Origin of the sequence: Streptococcus sp. oral taxon 061 (assembly GCF_964211575.1) — a bacterium.
Classification (GTDB): Bacteria; Bacillota; Bacilli; order Lactobacillales; family Streptococcaceae; genus Streptococcus.
Genome location: NZ_CAXOQQ010000007.1, coordinates 66,614 through 84,152, shown reverse-complemented (window position 1 = coordinate 84,152; position 17,539 = coordinate 66,614). Strand labels below are relative to the sequence as shown.

Below are 17,539 nucleotides of genomic sequence, written 5' to 3'. Positions count from 1 at the left end.
CCCATCTATTCGTTTATTCACGATTGAAGGTCGTGTTTGCTATCACGATTGAAGGTCGTTTGAGCAGTTTTCATTATAACATGCTTGGTTAGAGAAGACAAGGAAGATACTGACAAACTATCAACCTCTTCTGTCAATACATGAAGATAGGATACAAAAGAAATCAATTCATTCCTAAATCTCTATTCTCTTTAAAAACTTATTTTTAAAATCAACTAAAAATGATATACTTTAATAAGGAGGAATGCGCACATGATTCCATATATACACCATCATCCATGTGCGTAGGACTAATGTGAACAACTACAAAGATATTCTAAAATCAAAAAATACTATTTTTATTATTACACTTATTGCAGGTATTGGACTTTTGACAGGCTTAGTCCTCCATCAAGAAAAAATCCAAGCAGAGAGAGGGAACGTTGCTCTCATCAAACAACAAAAAAATCAACAAGATGTCGAACAAGTAAAAAACGCCATTAAAGACTTCAATATTGATTCTGAAACCATTATAGAAGATTGGAAAAAAATTCAAGAATTAAAACCAACTACTGATGAAGGCAAAAAGACATTAGCAGACTTTCTCGCTTCTACTGCCGATAAAGTTACAAATCATTATAGTGAAAAAGCTTTGAAATTAGATATAAAGGATTCTGATAGCCAGTTTCAAGATAAACAAACACTTGAGACAGCCATCACTTCCTTGCAAAAAATAATAGACATCATTAAAAATATTAATTCTGCCAGCGACCAAGTTGCTCTTGAAGAAAAGATAAAACCAATTCAAGAACTAATCTCTAAATTCCAAAAACAAGTTGAAGTCTTGACCAAAAAAGAAGAAGAAAAAACTACCCAAACGGAAACGACTACTAGAGATGCTGGAATAGAAGCCAGCCGTTCAGAAGATAGTAGCTATATTCAAAGCTATCCAGAAACAAATGGAAGCATATCTAATTCCCAAGCACCTGCAGCTGAGCAGTCTTCATCTGGTAGTACTAGTAGTGGAGGAGATAATAGCGCTAATACAGGAGGTCAAACTGCTGATTCTTCAGGTTCTCAATCAGAGTCTAATAGCGTTACAACCAGTTCGTCTAACTAATAATCTAGATGGCGAAATCCCATAAACTTGTAAGCCCTCAACACCAATGTTTATAATGATCTCTCATCAAATGCAAACACACAAAAAGAGCCGTTTAGGGCTCTTTTTTAGGGTTCTATGATATTGGTAGCAGGTTAATTCCCTATAGATATTATGGAGCCAATTATTGATAAAAACTTTAGTCATCTTCGTCTCTATAAAAATATTTTCTATACACTCTTGATAATACCAAAATTAATGCCCATATCGTACTCAGAGCTATAATAATAGAATTTATTGGATTTATTTCAGTATGTCCAATCACTAGTCCAATTATTGGACTAGTAGACATGCTTAGATATAATAAAAATGACAAAAATGATGTTGCTGCTGAATCTCTCAACTCTTTATCTTTACAATGGTGATAAGTTACTTTGCAAACAGCTTTGCTACACTCTCTTGGAGGAAGCAAAAATAAGCAGACAGTATGACACACTTACGTTTTCCTATATTCGTATAGGCATTTGTACTAATGATACTCAGTTGATACAAAATAGACTCTCCTTAGCTAAGCTAGTAAAAGATGAACACTTACTAACAGAACTAGAGCGAGAAGTTGATATCTTTGTAAACAAAAAAAGAAAGTCATTGAGACTTCCTTTTTTATATCTTCTTAATACCAACCGTTGTTAAGCCAGAAGTTCTTAGCAGCTGTCCATGAACCGTAACGTCCTGCAACATAAGCGTCTGCTACACGTTCTTGATTTTCAGCTGAGTAGTCGCCGTTCAAGTAAGAATCTGTCAATTGGTAACGTCCGATGTAACGTCCGTTTGTCGCTGTGTAGCTACCGCCTGATTCTTTTTGAGCGATCCATTCTTTCGCTTCTGCTTCAGATCCGCTTACAGTTGCAGCTGGAGCTGAGTAGCTTTCTGCTGCTGCAGGTGCTGAAGCTGGAGCTTCGTAAGTTTCTTCATATGTAGTTTCTTCTACAACAGTTTCAGCAACTGCTGGAGTTTCTTCAACTTCTGCTACAGGTGCTTCTGTTGTTGTAGTTTGGGCAACTGGAGCTTCCCCATCAATAACCAATACTTGGTCAATAAAGATAAGGTCAACATTTTTAATGTTGTTCAATTTAGCTAATTTTTCAACTGTTGTGTTGTATGTCTCAGCAATTTCTGAAAGAGTATCTCCAGGTTTAACTGTATAAGTTTTTGTTTCTTGTGCAAAAGTAAGTGATGGTGCAAGGAAAGCAAGTACAACTGCAAATCCTGCAAGTTTAGTCTTAATGTTTAATTTCATTTAAAAAAGTTCTCCTTCTTTCTTATACTACCATGATACCTTTCTAATGTTACTATTTGTTAACGAATTTGTGTAGAAATATTACAAAACTGTGATTTATTTACTTAAAAAAGCCACTTTTTGTTACAAAACCCTTGTTATAAAAGCTTTTTAATCTTTTTATATATTTCAGAAAGTAATTAAGCACTTACATCTAATCTTTGCTATAATAGAAGTAAGAATCTTTTTAAGGGGAAACAGATGCAATCACTTCGTTTTCAATCTGTCTTTGATATCATTGGACCAGTCATGATTGGGCCATCTAGTAGTCACACGGCAGGAGCTGTTCGTATCGGTAAAATCGTTTCATCTATCTTTGATGATACTCCAACGGAGGTTGAATTCCAGCTTTTTAACTCTTTTGCAAAAACCTATCGTGGACACGGGACAGACCTTGCCCTTGTAGCTGGTATTTTGGGAATGGATACGGATGATCCTGAAATTCCAAATAGTTTAGAAATTGCCCACAAGCGTGGCATTAAAATCGTGTGGACCATCCAAAAGGACAGTAATGCTCCCCACCCAAATACTACGAAAATCACTGTTAAGAACGATCGTAAGACTATCAGCGTAACAGGAATTTCAATCGGCGGTGGAAATATCCAGGTAACAGAATTAAATGGTTTTGCCGTATCTCTCAACATGAATACCCCTACCATCATCATCGTCCATCAGGATGTTCCAGGTATGATTGCTCATGTGACTGAGGCTCTTTCTCGCTTTGGCATCAACATCGCTCAAATGAATGTAACTCGAGAAAAAGCCGGCGAGAAAGCAATCATGATTATTGAAGTTGATAGTCGTAACTGTGAAGAATCTATCGAAGAGATTCGGAAAATTCCTCATTTGCACAATGTCAATTTCTTTCAATAGGAGAAAATATGTTTTACTCTATCAAAGAATTAGTCGAACAAGCCGAACTTGATTTTCAAGGAAATGTTGCTGAGCTCATGATTACTACTGAGTATGAGCTAACTGGTCGTGAGCGTGAGGAAGTTCTCCTCCTCATGGAACGTAACCTCGAAGTCATGAAAGCTTCCGTCGAGCTTGGTCTCAGCGAAAAGAAATCTCGTAGCGGTTTGACAGGTGGTGATGCAGCTAAGCTCGACCACTACATCAAAAAAGGAAAGACCTTATCAGACTTCACTGTCTTGTCTGCCGCCCGTAACGCCATTGCCGTTAATGAGCACAATGCCAAGATGGGCCTTGTGTGTGCGACACCGACCGCAGGTAGCGCAGGTTGTCTTCCTGCAGTTCTCACATCTGCTATTCAAAAGTTAGATTTAAGTCATGAACAACAACTAGATTTTCTCTTTGCTGCTGGTGCTTTTGGGCTCGTCATTGCTAACAATGCCTCTATCTCAGGAGCCGAAGGAGGCTGTCAAGCCGAAGTTGGATCTGCCTCTGCCATGAGCGCTGCTGCCCTAACTCTAGCTGCAGGTGGAACTCCTTATCAAGCGAGTCAGGCTATTGCCTTCGTTATCAAAAACATGCTCGGTCTTATCTGCGATCCAGTTGCAGGTTTGGTTGAAGTCCCATGTGTTAAGCGTAATGCCATGGGAGCAAGCTTCGCCTTCATCGCAGCCGATATGGCTTTAGCTGGTATTGAATCAAAAATCCCCGTTGACGAAGTTATTGATGCCATGTACCAAGTAGGCTCTAGCCTTCCAACTGCCTTTCGTGAAACTGCTGAAGGTGGTCTCGCAGCCACACCGACAGGCCGTCGCCTTCAAAAAGAAATCTTCGGCGAATAATTTCAAGATTACTAGGAGAATCAATGTCATCCCTATCAGCCATCTTTTTCGACTTAGATGGAACCCTTGTGGACAGCTCGATCGGTATTCACAATGGCTTCACCTATACTTTTGAACAACTGGGAGTCCCTAGTCCAGACGCAAAAACCATCCGTGGTTTTATGGGGCCACCATTGGAAACTAGTTTCGCTAGTTGCTTACCAACTGAGCAGATTGAGCTAGCTATCCAGCTTTATCGTTCCTACTATAAGGAAAAAGGAGTTTACGAAGCCCAACTATTTCCACAAATCAAGGAACTACTCACTGAACTAGCCCAACAATATCCTCTCTATATCACGACAACAAAAAATACTCCGACAGCAGTCCATATGACAGCTAATTTTGAAATCGATCATTTCTTTGACGGCATCTATGGTTCAAGTCCTCAAGCGGTGCATAAGGCAGATGTCATTCGTCAAGCTTTGGCAACTCATAACTTGGACCCAGAAAAAGTGATCCTTATCGGAGATACTAAGTTTGATATGATTGGCGCCCAAGAAACTGGCATTAAAAAACTAGCGGTTACTTGGGGATTTGGTAACGAGAAGGACCTCATGACCTATCAACCTGACTGGGTCGCACATCAACCAGCAGACATTTTACGTCAACTATAATTGAAACCCTAAACAAAAAAACACTCCAATTAAATTGAAGTGTTTTTAATTTGTTCTTGCTTTGATCTGGCATTTATTAGCTAGTTACTTCCTTGGTTGGCATTGCCAGCAGGACTAAAAGAATAAATCCTCCCATTAGAGCGAAAGCGAGAAAAATGAAGGCCCAGTGAAAGCCTGCGTCACGTAAACGACGAACTCTTAGAGCGATACTCGGTAGGAATATCACTAGATAAAAAATGATATAAAAACTCAGAATTCCCACACTTGCGATAGGGTCTGCTACTTCTTCTTCAGTGAAGACAGCCTGAAAATAGGTAATATAAAGAGGAATGGACAAAATAGTGTTCATTATCCAAACCCACCAAAAATCCGGACGTGTTGAACGTCCTGAAAAGTTCGCAAACCCTCTAAAGAAATTTTTGTAGGCTTCAATCATAAGATACTCCTAATTATATGTTAAACCGGCATGAGAACTACCAGACAAGATTCAACCGTAAAACCGAAACCTTTTAGTTCTTATCTGATTCTTCGAATGGTGTATCTTCGATGGCTTCTTCATTTTTGACTGCTTGAGATTCACTATAGTTTACCACTTCAGTTTCTTTTGTCGGCATAGCGAAAAGAATCAAAAGAGCTATCCCTCCCATTGGAACAAAGCGAAGGAAGATAAAGGCCCAGTGAAAACCAGCATCACGCAAACGGCGAACTGATAAAGCTAAAGTCGGTACTAAGATTGCTAGGTAGAAAATTGCATAAATAATGACAACTAAACCCAAAACCATAAAAGTAGCTTCGCTGGCTGAATCGCTCACTGAATCCATCACGGCACTAAGAAATACAGTGTAGAAATAGATAATCCAGAAAGGAATAGAAAGGATGAGGTTTCCTAACCAAACCCACCAGAAATCTGGACGCGTTGAACGCCCAGTAAACTCTGCATAATTCTTAAAAAAATTCTTATACGCGTTAATCATATGATACTCCCATTTTTTGTTTTACTAGTAGATACTGTACAGTTATAGAACACTCCCAAATCTAGTAAAAGACCTGGGAGTGTTAGCCAATTATTCGACAAGACTGAAAATTCTTCGTCCTTGTAGCATTTTTCAGATAGTTAATCTTATAGTGTTTCCTTTGTTGGCATAGCTAGAAGTACCAAAAGAGCGATACTTCCAACAAATGGAACAAATGCAACGAAGATGAGTGCCCAATGGAAACCAGCGTCACGTAGACGACGAACTGTCAATGCAAGTCCAGGCAATAAAACCGCTAGCCCAAAAATGAGATAAATAAATACGAAAAGACCCAAAGTCATAACAGCAGCTTCGCTATCCGGATTTGCCATTGCAGCACCGTATACCATGTAGAAAGGAATAGAAAGTATAATGTTCGCCAACCAAATCCACCAGTAATCTGCGCGACTTGAACGTCCTGAAAAATCTACATAACCTTTAAAGAAATTTTTAATTGCGTTAATCATAAGTTACTCCCTAATTTTTTATTTACTATAGTTTACCATATCTGTTCAATAATAACAAGTTTGTTCAAAAAATTCTGAAAGTCTCTCGAAATCTAGAAAAAGATACTATCCGCTCTTTCTCATTAACAGAAGTTGCAGATAGTATCTTATCTATTTTTAGTCAGCATGTGTTGTTTCATTAGCAAAAGCTATGATTGCTCTCTTCAATTCAGAACCTTGCAAGGTACGGAACTCTTCAATCTTCTGATTGATCATCTCAAGAGGCATTACATTTACTTTACCAACAAAGATTTTGTCCATTACTTGATTGTCAATTAGTTCAGTTGATACAAGCAACTCTTCGTATAGTTTTTCACCAGGGCGAATACCTACTTCTACGATTGGAATTTCATTTTCAGTATGACCACTGAGTAGAACCATTTTCTTAGCCAAATCGTAAATGCGTACTGGTTTGCCCATATCAAGGATAAAGACTTCTCCATCCTTTGCATAAGCGCCCGCATGAATCACCAAACGACTAGCTTCTGGAATGGTCATAAAGTAACGAGTCATTCGGAAGTCTGTCACCGTTACAGGCCCACCTTCAGCGATCTGTCGTTCAAAGACAGGAATTACACTACCACGGCTACCGAGTACATTACCGAAACGAACCGCACAATAGGTTGATTGGCTACGTTGATTAAATCCTGTAACAATTAACTCAGCCACACGTTTAGTTGCTCCCATTACGTTTGGTGGATTAACGGCCTTATCTGTCGAAATCATGACCATTTTTGGAACTCGTGCGGCGTCAACTGCTCTAGCAACATTATAAGTCCCAAGGATATTATTTTTAAAGGCTTCTTTTGGATTGCGTTCCATCATCGGAACATGTTTATGAGCTGCAGCATGGTAAACAATCGCTGGTTCGTACTGTTCAAAAACTTGAAGCAAACGATCGTAATCTTGAATATCAGCAATGACAGGAACAAAATCAATTTCCTGGAACTTGCGAATCAATTCATGGTAAATCAGATAAATAGAGTTTTCTCCATGACCAAGCAAAACGACACGTTCCGGATTGAAGCGACTGACTTGACGGCAAATTTCTGAACCAATCGAACCTCCGGCTCCAGTCACCAAAATCGTTTTATTAGTGATTTCAGAACCCAGACGTGATTCATCAAGCTGAATCTCTTTACGTCCCAACAGGTCCGTGATATCAATTTTCTGGAAACCACCTGCTTGAGGCTGGATACCTTGCACAACTGACTCAATCATCGGCATTTTGAAGCATTTTACACCGATACCGTTACACATTTGCAGGATTCGTTCATATTCAGATGGATCTAGAGACGGAATCGCAACGATAACTTTTTCAACTCTGTAGCGTTTAGCCAATTCTGGTAGATCATCATAAGACCCCAAAACTGGGATTTTCCCGAGTTTCTGCCCTTTTTTCTTTTCATCATTATCTAAAATCCCAACTAGTTCAAGGTCGCTAGTAGGATGTTGGTAGCTGTTCATAAAGAGCGCGCCACCATCACCAGCACCAATCAAGAAGGTACGTCGGTGTTCTCCAGCTCCATTTCCCTTTTTACGTCTTGAGTAAATCAACTGCCAAGTGATACGAGGAAGTAGAATCAAGAATGTTGTTAATAGGATAAAGAGTACGATAAAGCGGATAGAAAAGAGCGGCAAGAAAGCATAGCAGATCACATAAGATAAGATACTACTGATAGTTACACCGAAGAAAATCTTCATGAAATCTGTTATTTTGCTATATCGACTAATACTAGCATTCAACCCCCAGAATCCAATCATCAGTTGGTAGAAAAGGAAGGTTAGACCTGTGTAAATGACATAGTCTACCGGGGCTGGATTAATCAAGCCATAAAATAGAATATAGGAAACAATAATTGATAAGACCATACTGGCAATATCAAAAAATCCCCAAAATATTTGTTTCTGTTGTTTATTTAATACTTCAACCAGATCAATTACGTAATCTGTTATTTTTTTATTCATGTGAATGGTATCCTCCTACACAGAATCACATTTTCTAGCAGTGATAAGATATAGTTTTAAAAGCCTATCAGCTAGACATTACTTGCTTTTTCTTAGAAGTTTCAAAAATATAAACTGTCGCACAAATCCTGGACATAGGGCAACGACAACTTGGATTAAAACACTTTTCAGATATTCGCCATAAGAAATCTGTCCACGAGCGTGCATTCTCTTTCGTGCTTGGCGATAGAGTTTAAGATAGCGAAGACCTCCACGGCGTTCAAACATCCCTGCTCCCACGCGCACCTTACATAGAATTTGATCCACATTTCCAGTTCGAGCTCCTGCACTAATCATATTGAGCCAGAGAAGATCATCTTCCATATAAAGACCATCCTCGTAGTTACCAGCCTTGAGCACCATTTCTTTTTTGAACATAACAGTCATATGATTAAAGGCACTTCTCATACGTTGGTAGGCAATGATATCCTCATGCTTAGTCGGTACACGACGGTAAGACACAATCTCGTCAGGTTGGTCGATAAACTCTGCGATATGACCACCTAGCAGGTCCAAGTTTTCTTTTTCCATCAATTCGAACTGTTGTTCGAAACGGTCTTCAACAGCAATATCATCTGTATCCATACGAGCAATGACATCATATTGGCACTGTAAGACACCGTACTGAAGCGCTAAACCTAAGCCGCGATTTTGCTCAAGTGGGCAACGTTTGATTGGAATACTTGACTGTGCTTCCAATTTCTCCAAAACTTGATACAGTTCAGGTGTCAGCGGACCATCTTCGACGATGACCACTTCGCTAGGTTTGAGCGTTTGATGTATGATACTCTCTATCGCCTCTTCTAGAAAGACTGGATTTTCTTTAACATAGACTGACATCAGGACGCTAAATTTACGATTTTCAGACACAGTAGTTCTCCAATGTATAGATTTTCTTTCACTATTTTATCACAATTTTTCAGACTTTCCTATTTTTATTTGAATCCCAGAAAAAAACTAGTAAATATATTGTCCTTCTTTACTATGATTTCTATCGACTACGTAGCGAATCACGTCAAGTCAACTTGACATCTTTAGGAAAAAAAATTAAAATAAGCTGTTATCAAAATCAGCTTATTGAGGTTCACATGAAAAAACGATCACTCTTTTTTATTCTAGGAATTATCTTAATTGGAGCGGTCTTAAGAGCTCCTTTCACAGCTTTACCAACTATTTTGGGAGATATTGCCCAAGGTTTAGGCGTGGAAGTTAGTTCACTTGGTGTTTTGACCAGTCTCCCTCTCTTGATGTTTGCCCTCTTCTCCTCTTTTGCGACTCGTTTGGCTCAAAAAATTGGACTCGAGCACCTTTTCACCTATAGTCTTATCGTATTGACCATCGGTTCAGTGATTCGTATCTTTAATCTTCCTCTACTCTATCTAGGGACTTTACTCATCGGAGCAAGTATTGCAATCTTTAACGTGCTCCTTCCTAGCGCCATTCAGGCCAATCACCCACAAAAAATTGGCTTTCTGACAACCATCTATGTGACCTCTATGGGGATTACAACGGCTCTTGCTTCCTATCTCTCAGTCCCCATTACTCAGGCAACATCCTGGAAAGGCTTGATTCTCTGTTTATCCTTGGCCTGTCTACTAACTTTAATTGTCTGGTTCCCCAATCATCGTCACAATCATTTTCTAAAAGGAAGTGAGAAAAAACAAAAAAAAGAGAATATCTTAAAAAACAAGGAAGTTTGGGCTATTATTGTATTCGGTGGACTTCAGTCCTTACTCTTCTATACCAGTATGACCTGGTTACCTACCATGGCAATCAGTGCTGGCTTATCTCACACAGATGCCGGTCTTTTAGCTTCGATCTTTTCTCTGACTAGTATCCCCTTCTCGATGACTATTCCAAGTTTAACGACTCGTTTGTCCAATCGTCACCGTCAAATCATGCTGACAGTCATCTCTATCGCTGGATTGCTTGGAATTGCCATGCTCTTATACCCGAGCAAGAGTTTCCTCTACTGGTTAGTAGCGCATCTCTTGATTGGTACTGCCTGTAGCGCTCTTTTCCCTTATCTCATGGTTTGCTTCTCCATCAAAACAAGCTCGCCTGAAAAGACGGCCCAATTGTCTGGACTTGCCCAGACCGGAGGCTACATTTTGGCAGCTGTCGGTCCAACTCTCTTTGGTTACAGCTTTGACATGTTCCATTCCTGGATCCCAGCTGTATTGGCTCTTCTAGTTATTGATATCATCATGACAATCTCCCTATTTATGGTAGATCGAGCAGATAAAATCCTCTAATCTTCTAGTTTTCACTAGAAGATTTTTTATATATAAAAATTTTACACATATTACTTGACAGGGCTTACATTTAGTTGTATGATGTATGTGTAGAATAATTATATATAAAATTTTTATATACTAAAAAGGAGGTGCCCCATGTATTTTCCAACATCAGCGGCTTTGATTGAATTTCTCATCTTGGCCATTCTAGAACAAGGGGATTCCTATGGTTATGAGATTAGTCAAACCATTAAACTCATTGCCAAAATCAAGGAATCTACCCTCTACCCCATCTTGAAAAAACTGGATACCAACCGCTATCTGACTACATACTCTCGTGAATACCAAGGTCGGATGCGGAAATACTACTCCTTAACAGAGATTGGGGAGGAGCAACTATTTGTACTCAGAGAAGAGTGGACACTCTACACTGACACTATCAATGGCATCATAGAAGGGAGCATTCGCCATGACAAGAACTGAATATTTGAATCAGCTTGAAGCCTATCTGATGAAGCTTCCTCAATCTGATCGCATCGAAGCCATGGATTACTTCAAAGAACTCTTTGATGATGCTGGTCCAGAAGGTGAGGAAGAACTCATAGCTAGTCTAGGAAGTCCAAAAGAGGCTGCCCATGACATCCTAACCACCCTTCTTGATAAAAAGATCAATGAAGAAAAGTCCCATCAGAACGACCGCCATATTTTACGCATCGCTCTACTAGCCCTTCTTGCAGCTCCTATCGGGATTCCGGTCGGGATTGCTATTCTCATGGCTATCATCGGGATTTTTATCGCTGCTGTCAGTATACTTATAGCCTTCTTTGCTGTATCAGCAGCTGGACTAATCCTAGGAGGCGTTCTCCTATTTGAAAGCTTCTACGTTCTGGCTGAATCTACATCTGCCTTTATGCTGATTTTTGGTGGAGGTTTACTGGCAATCGGAGCTTCATCTTTAGTTCTGCTGGCAACTTCCTATGTGACCCGTTTCTTTGGAATACTAATCCTTCGACTTATTCAGTGGATTCTTAATAGAGGAAAGAGAGGTGAAAGTCATGCGTAAATTAACAAAAGGATTTCTTATCTTTGGTGTTGTTACTAGTATCATCGGTTTTGCCATGATGATCATCGGCATCCAAACAGACGGTGTCAGAAGCCTCCTTGCAATGTCACAAAATCCAGTATTTGAAAGTCGAATGGAAGAGCTCGTTTTTGACCAAGATATTGAAAATCTTAACATGTCACTGACAGAACATTCGTTAGTCATTAGAGAATCTAGCGATGACAAGATTCACCTTCAGTATCATCCAACCATCTCTGAAAAAGAAAATCTTCAACATTCTACCAAAGAAAAAACTCTTGAGATTTCTGACACCAAGTCAACTACACGTCGCTCTATAGGTTCTAGTATCGAGGGTATCCTATTTATCGCAAGCGGAGTCTCTAGACGTAATGACGAAGTCGTTCTATCGTTGCCAAAAGGAAGAGAATTAAAAAACATAACTGCTCAGGTCGACCACGGTGTCCTTTCGATTGCCGATGTAAAACTCAGCAATGCCAAGATTCAGTCAAATGGTTTTCTTCTTCGTATCACAAATAGCGAGATAAAAAATAGCCAACTGACCACAACTGGAATTGTCAATGTATTTGGAACAAGTCTAACAGATAGCCGTATCCAAGCAGAACATGAACATATCTCTGCTGACGACATCCAAGTGCACGGTAAGGTAGAATTCGAGGCAGAAAATGACATATCGCTCATGTTATCAAGAAAAGAGCTTGAACGAATCAATCTCAATCTTTCATCAGAATACGGAGCTATTTATCATCGAACTCGAGAAGGAGTTCATCCTGTCCAGGGAAATGATGTAAATAGGGACGAAGAATTCTCAAATCCTTACAAAGTAGAGAAAAAAGATACGCAAGATCTCCTCGTCGCAAAGGCGGGTCAAGATATCAACATTCCAGACGAACCGGATCGCTCACCCAATTCGAGAAATTATGAATAATAGTTAATCATTGTTACTCAAGCAAGAAATAAAAAAGGAGGTCTCATCATGACTCAAGAATGGTTCGAAAGTGCTGATTTCGAGAAAACAGCCAACAATGAGAAAAAAGATAACCCATCTGACCCAGTCATTCCTCAAGAAGAGTTAAAAGAAAAAGAAGAGTTGCCAGTGGTTGAAGAAAGTCTTCAAGCCAATCCTGAAGAACAAGAAGCTGACCTAGAAAAAGTAGAGAATGACGAACACGAAGAAATCGTGGAAAATACAGAAAAGATAGACAAGTCAGAAGAACCTGTAGAGACTGAAGAACAAGAAGAACTGGCAACAAAGACAGACCAAGCAGAAAAACCAGTTAAGGAAGCACCTCAGCCTAGCAAATCTTTGGAGAGTCCATTTGTCCCAGATCCTGTCCCTACAAAAACTACAATCTTCAAAGAAGAATTGGCTGATTTTTGGGTCTGGTTACAAGGTGCTCTCAAAGAGCCAACAGCAAGCATTGGTTCAGATAAAAAACATAGTTATAACGCCTTTGCACTACTAACTATCTTTTCTGCTACAAGTTTTCTCTTTATAGTTTATCACGCCAAACAAGGCTACTATGGTCGTATGGCAAGCATCGATGCTCACTTCATGGAACAATTCCCATCTCTCAATCTCTTCTCGGTCTTCTCCATCCTAGTAGCGACAAGTCTCTTCTTCTTTTCAATTCTCATGGGTGGATTCGTAGTCAAACGTTTTGTAGACCAGGACAGTGATTGGACATTAGAAAGAGCCTTTCAAGCACATAGCAGACTCTTGGCTATCCCAGTTCTCTTGACAGGTATTGCTAGTTTCTTCGCTCTTTTTAATGGTCTACGATTTGCAGTATTGCTTTGCTTGATTAGCATTGGTCTGACTCTCTTGGCCAATCTCTACATCATCTCAAGACCTAGCAAGGATAGTCAAACAGATCCCTTCTATCGCCTTCTCTTAGCTTTCCTAGTCAACGGTGGTGTTCTATTTCTCTTCTTTCTAGCAGAAATGGCTCTTGTTTTTGACTATCTTCGAATCCTTGCTTTTATGTAAGATAAAATCCTGTCAAATACTGACAGGATTTTTTTGTGTACACAAAAAGCAGATCAAACGATCTGCCTTTTCACATTATTTAAAACTAATATCTTTCATTTAGGCCTCTAGTTACCTTTTACTACGTTCTCAAAATCTTCCCCTGAAACAGGTCCTACTTCTACTTGGTTAGCATCTAAGTCCTGATAAAGTTCTTTTGGCAAAGCTCCTAAAAAGGTTTGATAATCCAGTCTAGCTATCGCTTCATAATCTTCTGGTTTTGAGCCATCTCCAGAGATTTTTACCAAATCAATCTCCCAAACAAGTTCCTTGCCTACCAATTGCTCAACGTAAGGAGCTGGAATCACTGGTTCTTTTGGCAAAATGGTTTTTACTCCCTGAGCTAGGTGGTAGACCCCATGAACCTTACCTTCACCATCTGGATAGAATTTAGCACTGGAAGGATAGGCATCAGACCCTTGAACTTTCTTGACCAACTCTTCAAAACGTGCCAAGCCATCTTCTTCCAAGAAACTTTCCAAATCCTTCTTATCAAAGTAAATAGTTGATAGAATACCCTGACAGAAACCTAAACGAGCAGCCTTATCCGCTAGATAGCTCTTAACCGTTTCTTGGAAATAGTTTTCCAAATCAAAGTCTGCCAAGCCCTCAACTGCTTCACCAACCTTGCTAGACAAAGCCCGCAAGAGCCCTTCTACAATCTCCCAGTCAGCTCTTGTGATAAAATCAGGAATAACAACTTGATAGCCTTTTTGAGCATCTAGATATCGAACTTTAAAGAGAAACTGAGATTTTCCCACAACAGCACACTCGATATACTCCAGACGATTGAGAGGTTGACGGAGGTAAACAGCATCATAACTATGCGACTCTAGGCCTTCTACTAAACCTAAAATTGATTTAGCTGTAAGAATCTCCTGTTGCCCTAAAATACTTTGTTTATTTGGAATAAAAAATGTCTTCACCATAACGGCCTCCTTTGAAATCGTTTACATATAGTATACACCATTTTCCTGAAAGATGCAGAAACAAATTTAAGATTTTTTGGTCAAAAGCATAGAAAAACAGCCCTTTAGGACTGTTAATGTTTATTATACAACTTCTGAATGGTCTAGGCTCTCACCAATTGCTGCTAGACGCTCGATGACTTGATCTTGTGTCAATTCATGTTCTAAAACATAACGATTACGTGGGTGAACACGACACTCGTGTGAGCAACCACGAAGATATTTGTCTTCGTTGTCTTCTGATGCCAAGATACGACGGTTACAGAATGGATTTCCACAGTTGACATAGCGTTCACATGGTGTTCCATCAAACCAATCTTTCCCTACAATGGTTGGATTGACATGGTTGACATCGACTGCAATACGTTCGTCAAAGACATACATTTTCCCATCCCAAAGTTCCCCTTGAACTTCTGGATCTTTCCCGTAAGTCGCAATTCCTCCATGCAATTGACCGACATCTTTATAGCCTTCACGTACCATCCAACCTGAGAATTTCTCACAGCGGACTCCACCTGTACAGTAAACTACGACACGTTTATCCATGAATTTTTCCTTGTTATCACGAACCCATTGTGGTAATTCACGGAAGTTGCGGATGTCAGGACGGATAGCCCCACGGAAGTGTCCAAGGTCGTACTCATAGTCATTACGAGTATCAAGGACCACTGTATCTTCATCTAGGAGGGCTTCTTTAAATTCTTTTGGTGACAAGTAAGCACCTGTTGTTTCAAGAGGATTGATGTCGTTATCAAAGTTATCATCCTCTAAACCAAGGTGAACGATTTCCTTTTTGTAGCGAACAAACATCTTCTTGAAGGCTTGCTCACTCTCTTCGTCAATCTTGAACCAGAGGTCTTCCATACCTGGAAGGCTGTGAACGTAGTCCATGTATTTTTGCGTTGTTTCGTAGTCACCAGAAACGGTTCCGTTGATCCCTTCATCAGCCACTAGGATACGGCCCTTGAGGCCAATAGACTTACAGAAAGCCAAGTGGTCTGCAGCAAATTGTTCCGCGTTTTCAATGGGAACATATTTATAGTAAAGTAAAACTCGAATATCTTTTGACATTTGCTTCTCTTTTCTAAGATTAAATTATCAGAAATTTTCATTCAACTATACCAGTATACTCTCCCAAGAAAGCGAATGCAATTTATTTGACCGAAAAATAAAAAAACAAGACCCATTTTCAGATCTTGTTTTAATTAAATATTTGAAGAAGAAAAATTAACAAAAAGATATCCATGGCCTGTCTTGACTAAATTACCTATCATGATCCAAAAAAGAATCACCACCCCGTCTGGAAAACTCCAGACAAGGCAGTGATCGCATCTTTTAGGAATGAATACACGAAATCAATCTATCTTAAGATTTTTTGTTTTTCAAGAATTCGTCGTATTGTTTTTGCATTTCATCTAATACTTTTTGGTAAGCACCTTCAGATTTAAGTTTTTCCATCAATTCTGGAATAGCTTTTTCTGGGTCTACAGTACCAGTGTTGATAGCTGTATCGAACTGTTGCATAGTGTTAGTGATAGCTGAGATTTCAGATTTCACGTTGTCAGTGTTGAAGATGAATCCAAGTGCTGGAGATTCTTTTGCAGTTTCCAAGTCTTTCTTAGATTGTGCAATTTGTTCATCTGTAACGTTTTCGTTGATGTAAAGGATCCAGTTGTTACCAGTGTTCCATCCTGACATGTGAGTGTTTCCTTTGTATCCATCAAGGACTTTAACACGGTTTTCTTTACCTGCAACTTTTTCCCAGTTCTTGCCTTCTGGACCGTAAACAAGGCCGTTCAAGAGTTCTGGGTTAGTGTTCAAGAGGTTCAACACTTCCATTGCTTTTTCTTTGTTCTTAGAGTTGTTTGAGATTACAAAGTTTGCAACTTGAGTTGTTTGGTTTTTCTTGATGAAGTTAGTAAATGGTTTGATTTGGATGTCTCTGTTAGCAACACGAGAAAGCAAGCTGCTACCGTAGTCAGCTGGTCCTACTGTTTCTTCACGAACAAGCCAAGTATCTTGAGTAAGGTCATATGAAGTTTCACTTGTTGCTACGTCTTTTGGAATGTATCCTGCTTCATAGTATTTGTGAAGAGTCTTCAAGTGTTCTACGAAACGAGGAACTTCGTAACGGTTTACGATCTTAGTAGTGTCGCCTTCAAGGTCGATAACGAATGGAAGACCATTTGCAACTGGGTAGTCAAAGTTTTCTGATGGGATAAAGTTTTTACCAACAGCGAATGGCATTACATCTGGAGCTTTTTCTTTGATTTGTTTCAATACTGGTTCAAGTGTTTCGTATGAAGTTACACCTGAGATATCGATTCCATATTTTTCAAGAAGTGGGCCGTTGAAAGCAAAGTTTTGTGAAGATGCAACGTTGGCTGCAACTGGAACTGCATAGATTTTACCGTTTACAGTGTTACCTTTGATGTAAGCTGGGTCAAGCGCTTTGTAAAGGTCAGCTCCTTCTTTCTTGTACAATTCTGTCAAGTCAGCATAAGCACCTTTTTGAGCGTTTACGACATAGTTATCTGCAAAGGCGATATCATAGTTTTCACCTGATGAAGTGATAACTGACATTTTCTTGCTGTAATCACCCCAACCAAGGTATTGGATATCCAATTTAGCACCAACTTTTTCTCCGATGATTTTGTTTGCATTTTCTAGCAATTCATCCAAGTTATCTGGTTTGTCACCGATTTGGTACATTTTGATAACAGTTGCATCACCTGATGATGATGATTCAGCAGCTTTTTGGTTATTTCCTTTAAGGTTACCACAAGCTGCAAGGCTAGCAGCCAAAGCTACAAGGCTAGCTGATGCAAAAGCATATTTTTTCCAGTTTTTCATGATAAAAACTCCTTTTTTTAT

20 protein-coding genes are annotated in these 17,539 nt (G+C 39.4%); 10 read left to right on the top strand and 10 right to left on the bottom strand.

All coding sequences use genetic code 11. The annotated features are described in order from the left end of the window. The first annotated feature begins 295 nt into the window (after positions 1-295). Positions 296-1,099: a hypothetical protein gene (locus AB8E63_RS06545; protein WP_006149033.1), complete on the top strand. Its 804-nt coding sequence runs from the start codon at positions 296-298 to the stop codon at positions 1,097-1,099. A 178-nt stretch (positions 1,100-1,277) separates the two neighbouring features. Here the strand turns inward: AB8E63_RS06545 and AB8E63_RS06540 are convergent, their stop codons facing one another. Beyond that, positions 1,278-1,481 carry a hypothetical protein gene (locus AB8E63_RS06540; RefSeq protein WP_368910470.1) on the bottom strand — a complete coding sequence of 68 codons (204 nt, stop codon included), beginning with the start codon at positions 1,479-1,481 and terminating at the stop codon, positions 1,278-1,280. Between AB8E63_RS06540 and AB8E63_RS06535 the strand changes: the two genes are divergently transcribed. Beyond that, positions 1,448-1,771, top strand: a complete 324-nt coding sequence (locus tag AB8E63_RS06535; RefSeq protein ID WP_368910469.1) for a hypothetical protein — start codon at positions 1,448-1,450, stop codon at positions 1,769-1,771. The genes AB8E63_RS06540 and AB8E63_RS06535 overlap by 34 nt on opposite strands. On the opposite strand, the gene AB8E63_RS06530 is transcribed toward AB8E63_RS06535, so the two are convergent. Continuing rightward, positions 1,752-2,378, bottom strand: a complete 627-nt coding sequence (locus AB8E63_RS06530) for a LysM peptidoglycan-binding domain-containing protein (protein ID WP_254724764.1) — start codon at positions 2,376-2,378, stop codon at positions 1,752-1,754. The genes AB8E63_RS06535 and AB8E63_RS06530 overlap by 20 nt on opposite strands. A gap of 240 nt (positions 2,379-2,618) precedes the next feature. On the opposite strand from AB8E63_RS06530, the gene sdaAB reads away from it, so the two are divergent. Genes sdaAB through AB8E63_RS06515 form a run of 3 tightly spaced genes read left to right on the top strand, consistent with a single transcriptional unit; the run spans position 2,619 to position 4,824 of the window. Beyond that, positions 2,619-3,290, top strand: a complete 672-nt coding sequence (sdaAB, locus tag AB8E63_RS06525; protein WP_004251057.1) for an L-serine ammonia-lyase, iron-sulfur-dependent subunit beta — start codon at positions 2,619-2,621, stop codon at positions 3,288-3,290. A gap of 8 nt (positions 3,291-3,298) precedes the next feature. After that, positions 3,299-4,171, top strand: a complete 873-nt coding sequence (gene sdaAA / locus AB8E63_RS06520) for an L-serine ammonia-lyase, iron-sulfur-dependent, subunit alpha (RefSeq protein WP_368910468.1) — start codon at positions 3,299-3,301, stop codon at positions 4,169-4,171. Positions 4,172-4,194: 23 nt separating this feature from the next. Then, positions 4,195-4,824 (top strand): HAD hydrolase-like protein, encoded by a 630-nt coding sequence (locus tag AB8E63_RS06515; protein WP_368910467.1) that lies wholly within the window; start codon positions 4,195-4,197, stop codon positions 4,822-4,824. A 76-nt stretch (positions 4,825-4,900) separates the two neighbouring features. Here the strand turns inward: AB8E63_RS06515 and AB8E63_RS06510 are convergent, their stop codons facing one another. The 5 genes from AB8E63_RS06510 to AB8E63_RS06490 form a co-directional block, all read right to left on the bottom strand. Then, positions 4,901-5,260: a DUF805 domain-containing protein gene (locus AB8E63_RS06510; RefSeq protein WP_368910466.1), complete on the bottom strand. Its 360-nt coding sequence runs from the start codon at positions 5,258-5,260 to the stop codon at positions 4,901-4,903. A 73-nt stretch (positions 5,261-5,333) separates the two neighbouring features. Further along, positions 5,334-5,798: a DUF805 domain-containing protein gene (locus tag AB8E63_RS06505; RefSeq protein ID WP_368910465.1), complete on the bottom strand. Its 465-nt coding sequence runs from the start codon at positions 5,796-5,798 to the stop codon at positions 5,334-5,336. 146 nt (positions 5,799-5,944) lie between these two features. Next, the gene (locus AB8E63_RS06500; protein WP_036756309.1) at positions 5,945-6,304 is read right to left on the bottom strand and encodes a DUF805 domain-containing protein; all 360 of its coding nucleotides are present in this window, start codon (positions 6,302-6,304) and stop codon (positions 5,945-5,947) included. A gap of 156 nt (positions 6,305-6,460) precedes the next feature. Next, complete coding sequence (locus tag AB8E63_RS06495) at positions 6,461-8,311, bottom strand: polysaccharide biosynthesis protein (RefSeq protein ID WP_368910464.1); 1,851 nt, start codon at positions 8,309-8,311, stop codon at positions 6,461-6,463. 78 nt (positions 8,312-8,389) lie between these two features. Next, positions 8,390-9,220 (bottom strand): glycosyltransferase, encoded by an 831-nt coding sequence (locus tag AB8E63_RS06490; protein ID WP_254727262.1) that lies wholly within the window; start codon positions 9,218-9,220, stop codon positions 8,390-8,392. Positions 9,221-9,438: 218 nt separating this feature from the next. Here AB8E63_RS06490 and AB8E63_RS06485 point away from each other — a divergent pair, with 218 nt between their 5' ends. The 5 genes from AB8E63_RS06485 (at position 9,439) to AB8E63_RS06465 (ending at position 13,658) form a co-directional block, all read left to right on the top strand. Next, positions 9,439-10,605: a CynX/NimT family MFS transporter gene (locus tag AB8E63_RS06485; RefSeq protein ID WP_368910463.1), complete on the top strand. Its 1,167-nt coding sequence runs from the start codon at positions 9,439-9,441 to the stop codon at positions 10,603-10,605. A 138-nt stretch (positions 10,606-10,743) separates the two neighbouring features. Next, on the top strand, positions 10,744-11,070 hold the full coding sequence (locus tag AB8E63_RS06480; RefSeq protein ID WP_006149048.1) for a PadR family transcriptional regulator: 327 nt from the start codon (positions 10,744-10,746) through the stop codon (positions 11,068-11,070). Beyond that, entirely contained in the window at positions 11,057-11,650 is a 594-nt protein-coding gene (locus tag AB8E63_RS06475) for a DUF1700 domain-containing protein (RefSeq protein WP_368910462.1), read from the top strand. The genes AB8E63_RS06480 and AB8E63_RS06475 overlap by 14 nt, the downstream gene beginning before the upstream one ends. Next, on the top strand, positions 11,643-12,596 hold the full coding sequence (locus AB8E63_RS06470; protein ID WP_368910461.1) for a DUF4097 family beta strand repeat-containing protein: 954 nt from the start codon (positions 11,643-11,645) through the stop codon (positions 12,594-12,596). Before AB8E63_RS06475 ends, AB8E63_RS06470 begins: the two co-directional genes overlap by 8 nt. 48 nt (positions 12,597-12,644) lie before the next feature. Further along, entirely contained in the window at positions 12,645-13,658 is a 1,014-nt protein-coding gene (locus tag AB8E63_RS06465; RefSeq protein WP_368910460.1) for a DUF6574 domain-containing protein, read from the top strand. Between the two features lie 107 nt (positions 13,659-13,765). Here the strand turns inward: AB8E63_RS06465 and AB8E63_RS06460 are convergent, their stop codons facing one another. The 3 genes from AB8E63_RS06460 to AB8E63_RS06450 form a co-directional block, all read right to left on the bottom strand. Then, the gene (locus tag AB8E63_RS06460; protein ID WP_368910459.1) at positions 13,766-14,626 is read right to left on the bottom strand and encodes a DUF4299 family protein; all 861 of its coding nucleotides are present in this window, start codon (positions 14,624-14,626) and stop codon (positions 13,766-13,768) included. A gap of 123 nt (positions 14,627-14,749) precedes the next feature. Continuing rightward, positions 14,750-15,736 (bottom strand): rhodanese-related sulfurtransferase, encoded by a 987-nt coding sequence (locus AB8E63_RS06455; RefSeq protein ID WP_254804309.1) that lies wholly within the window; start codon positions 15,734-15,736, stop codon positions 14,750-14,752. A 294-nt stretch (positions 15,737-16,030) separates the two neighbouring features. Next, on the bottom strand, positions 16,031-17,518 hold the full coding sequence (locus AB8E63_RS06450; protein ID WP_368910458.1) for an ABC transporter substrate-binding protein: 1,488 nt from the start codon (positions 17,516-17,518) through the stop codon (positions 16,031-16,033). Between the last annotated feature and the right edge of the window lie 21 nt (positions 17,519-17,539).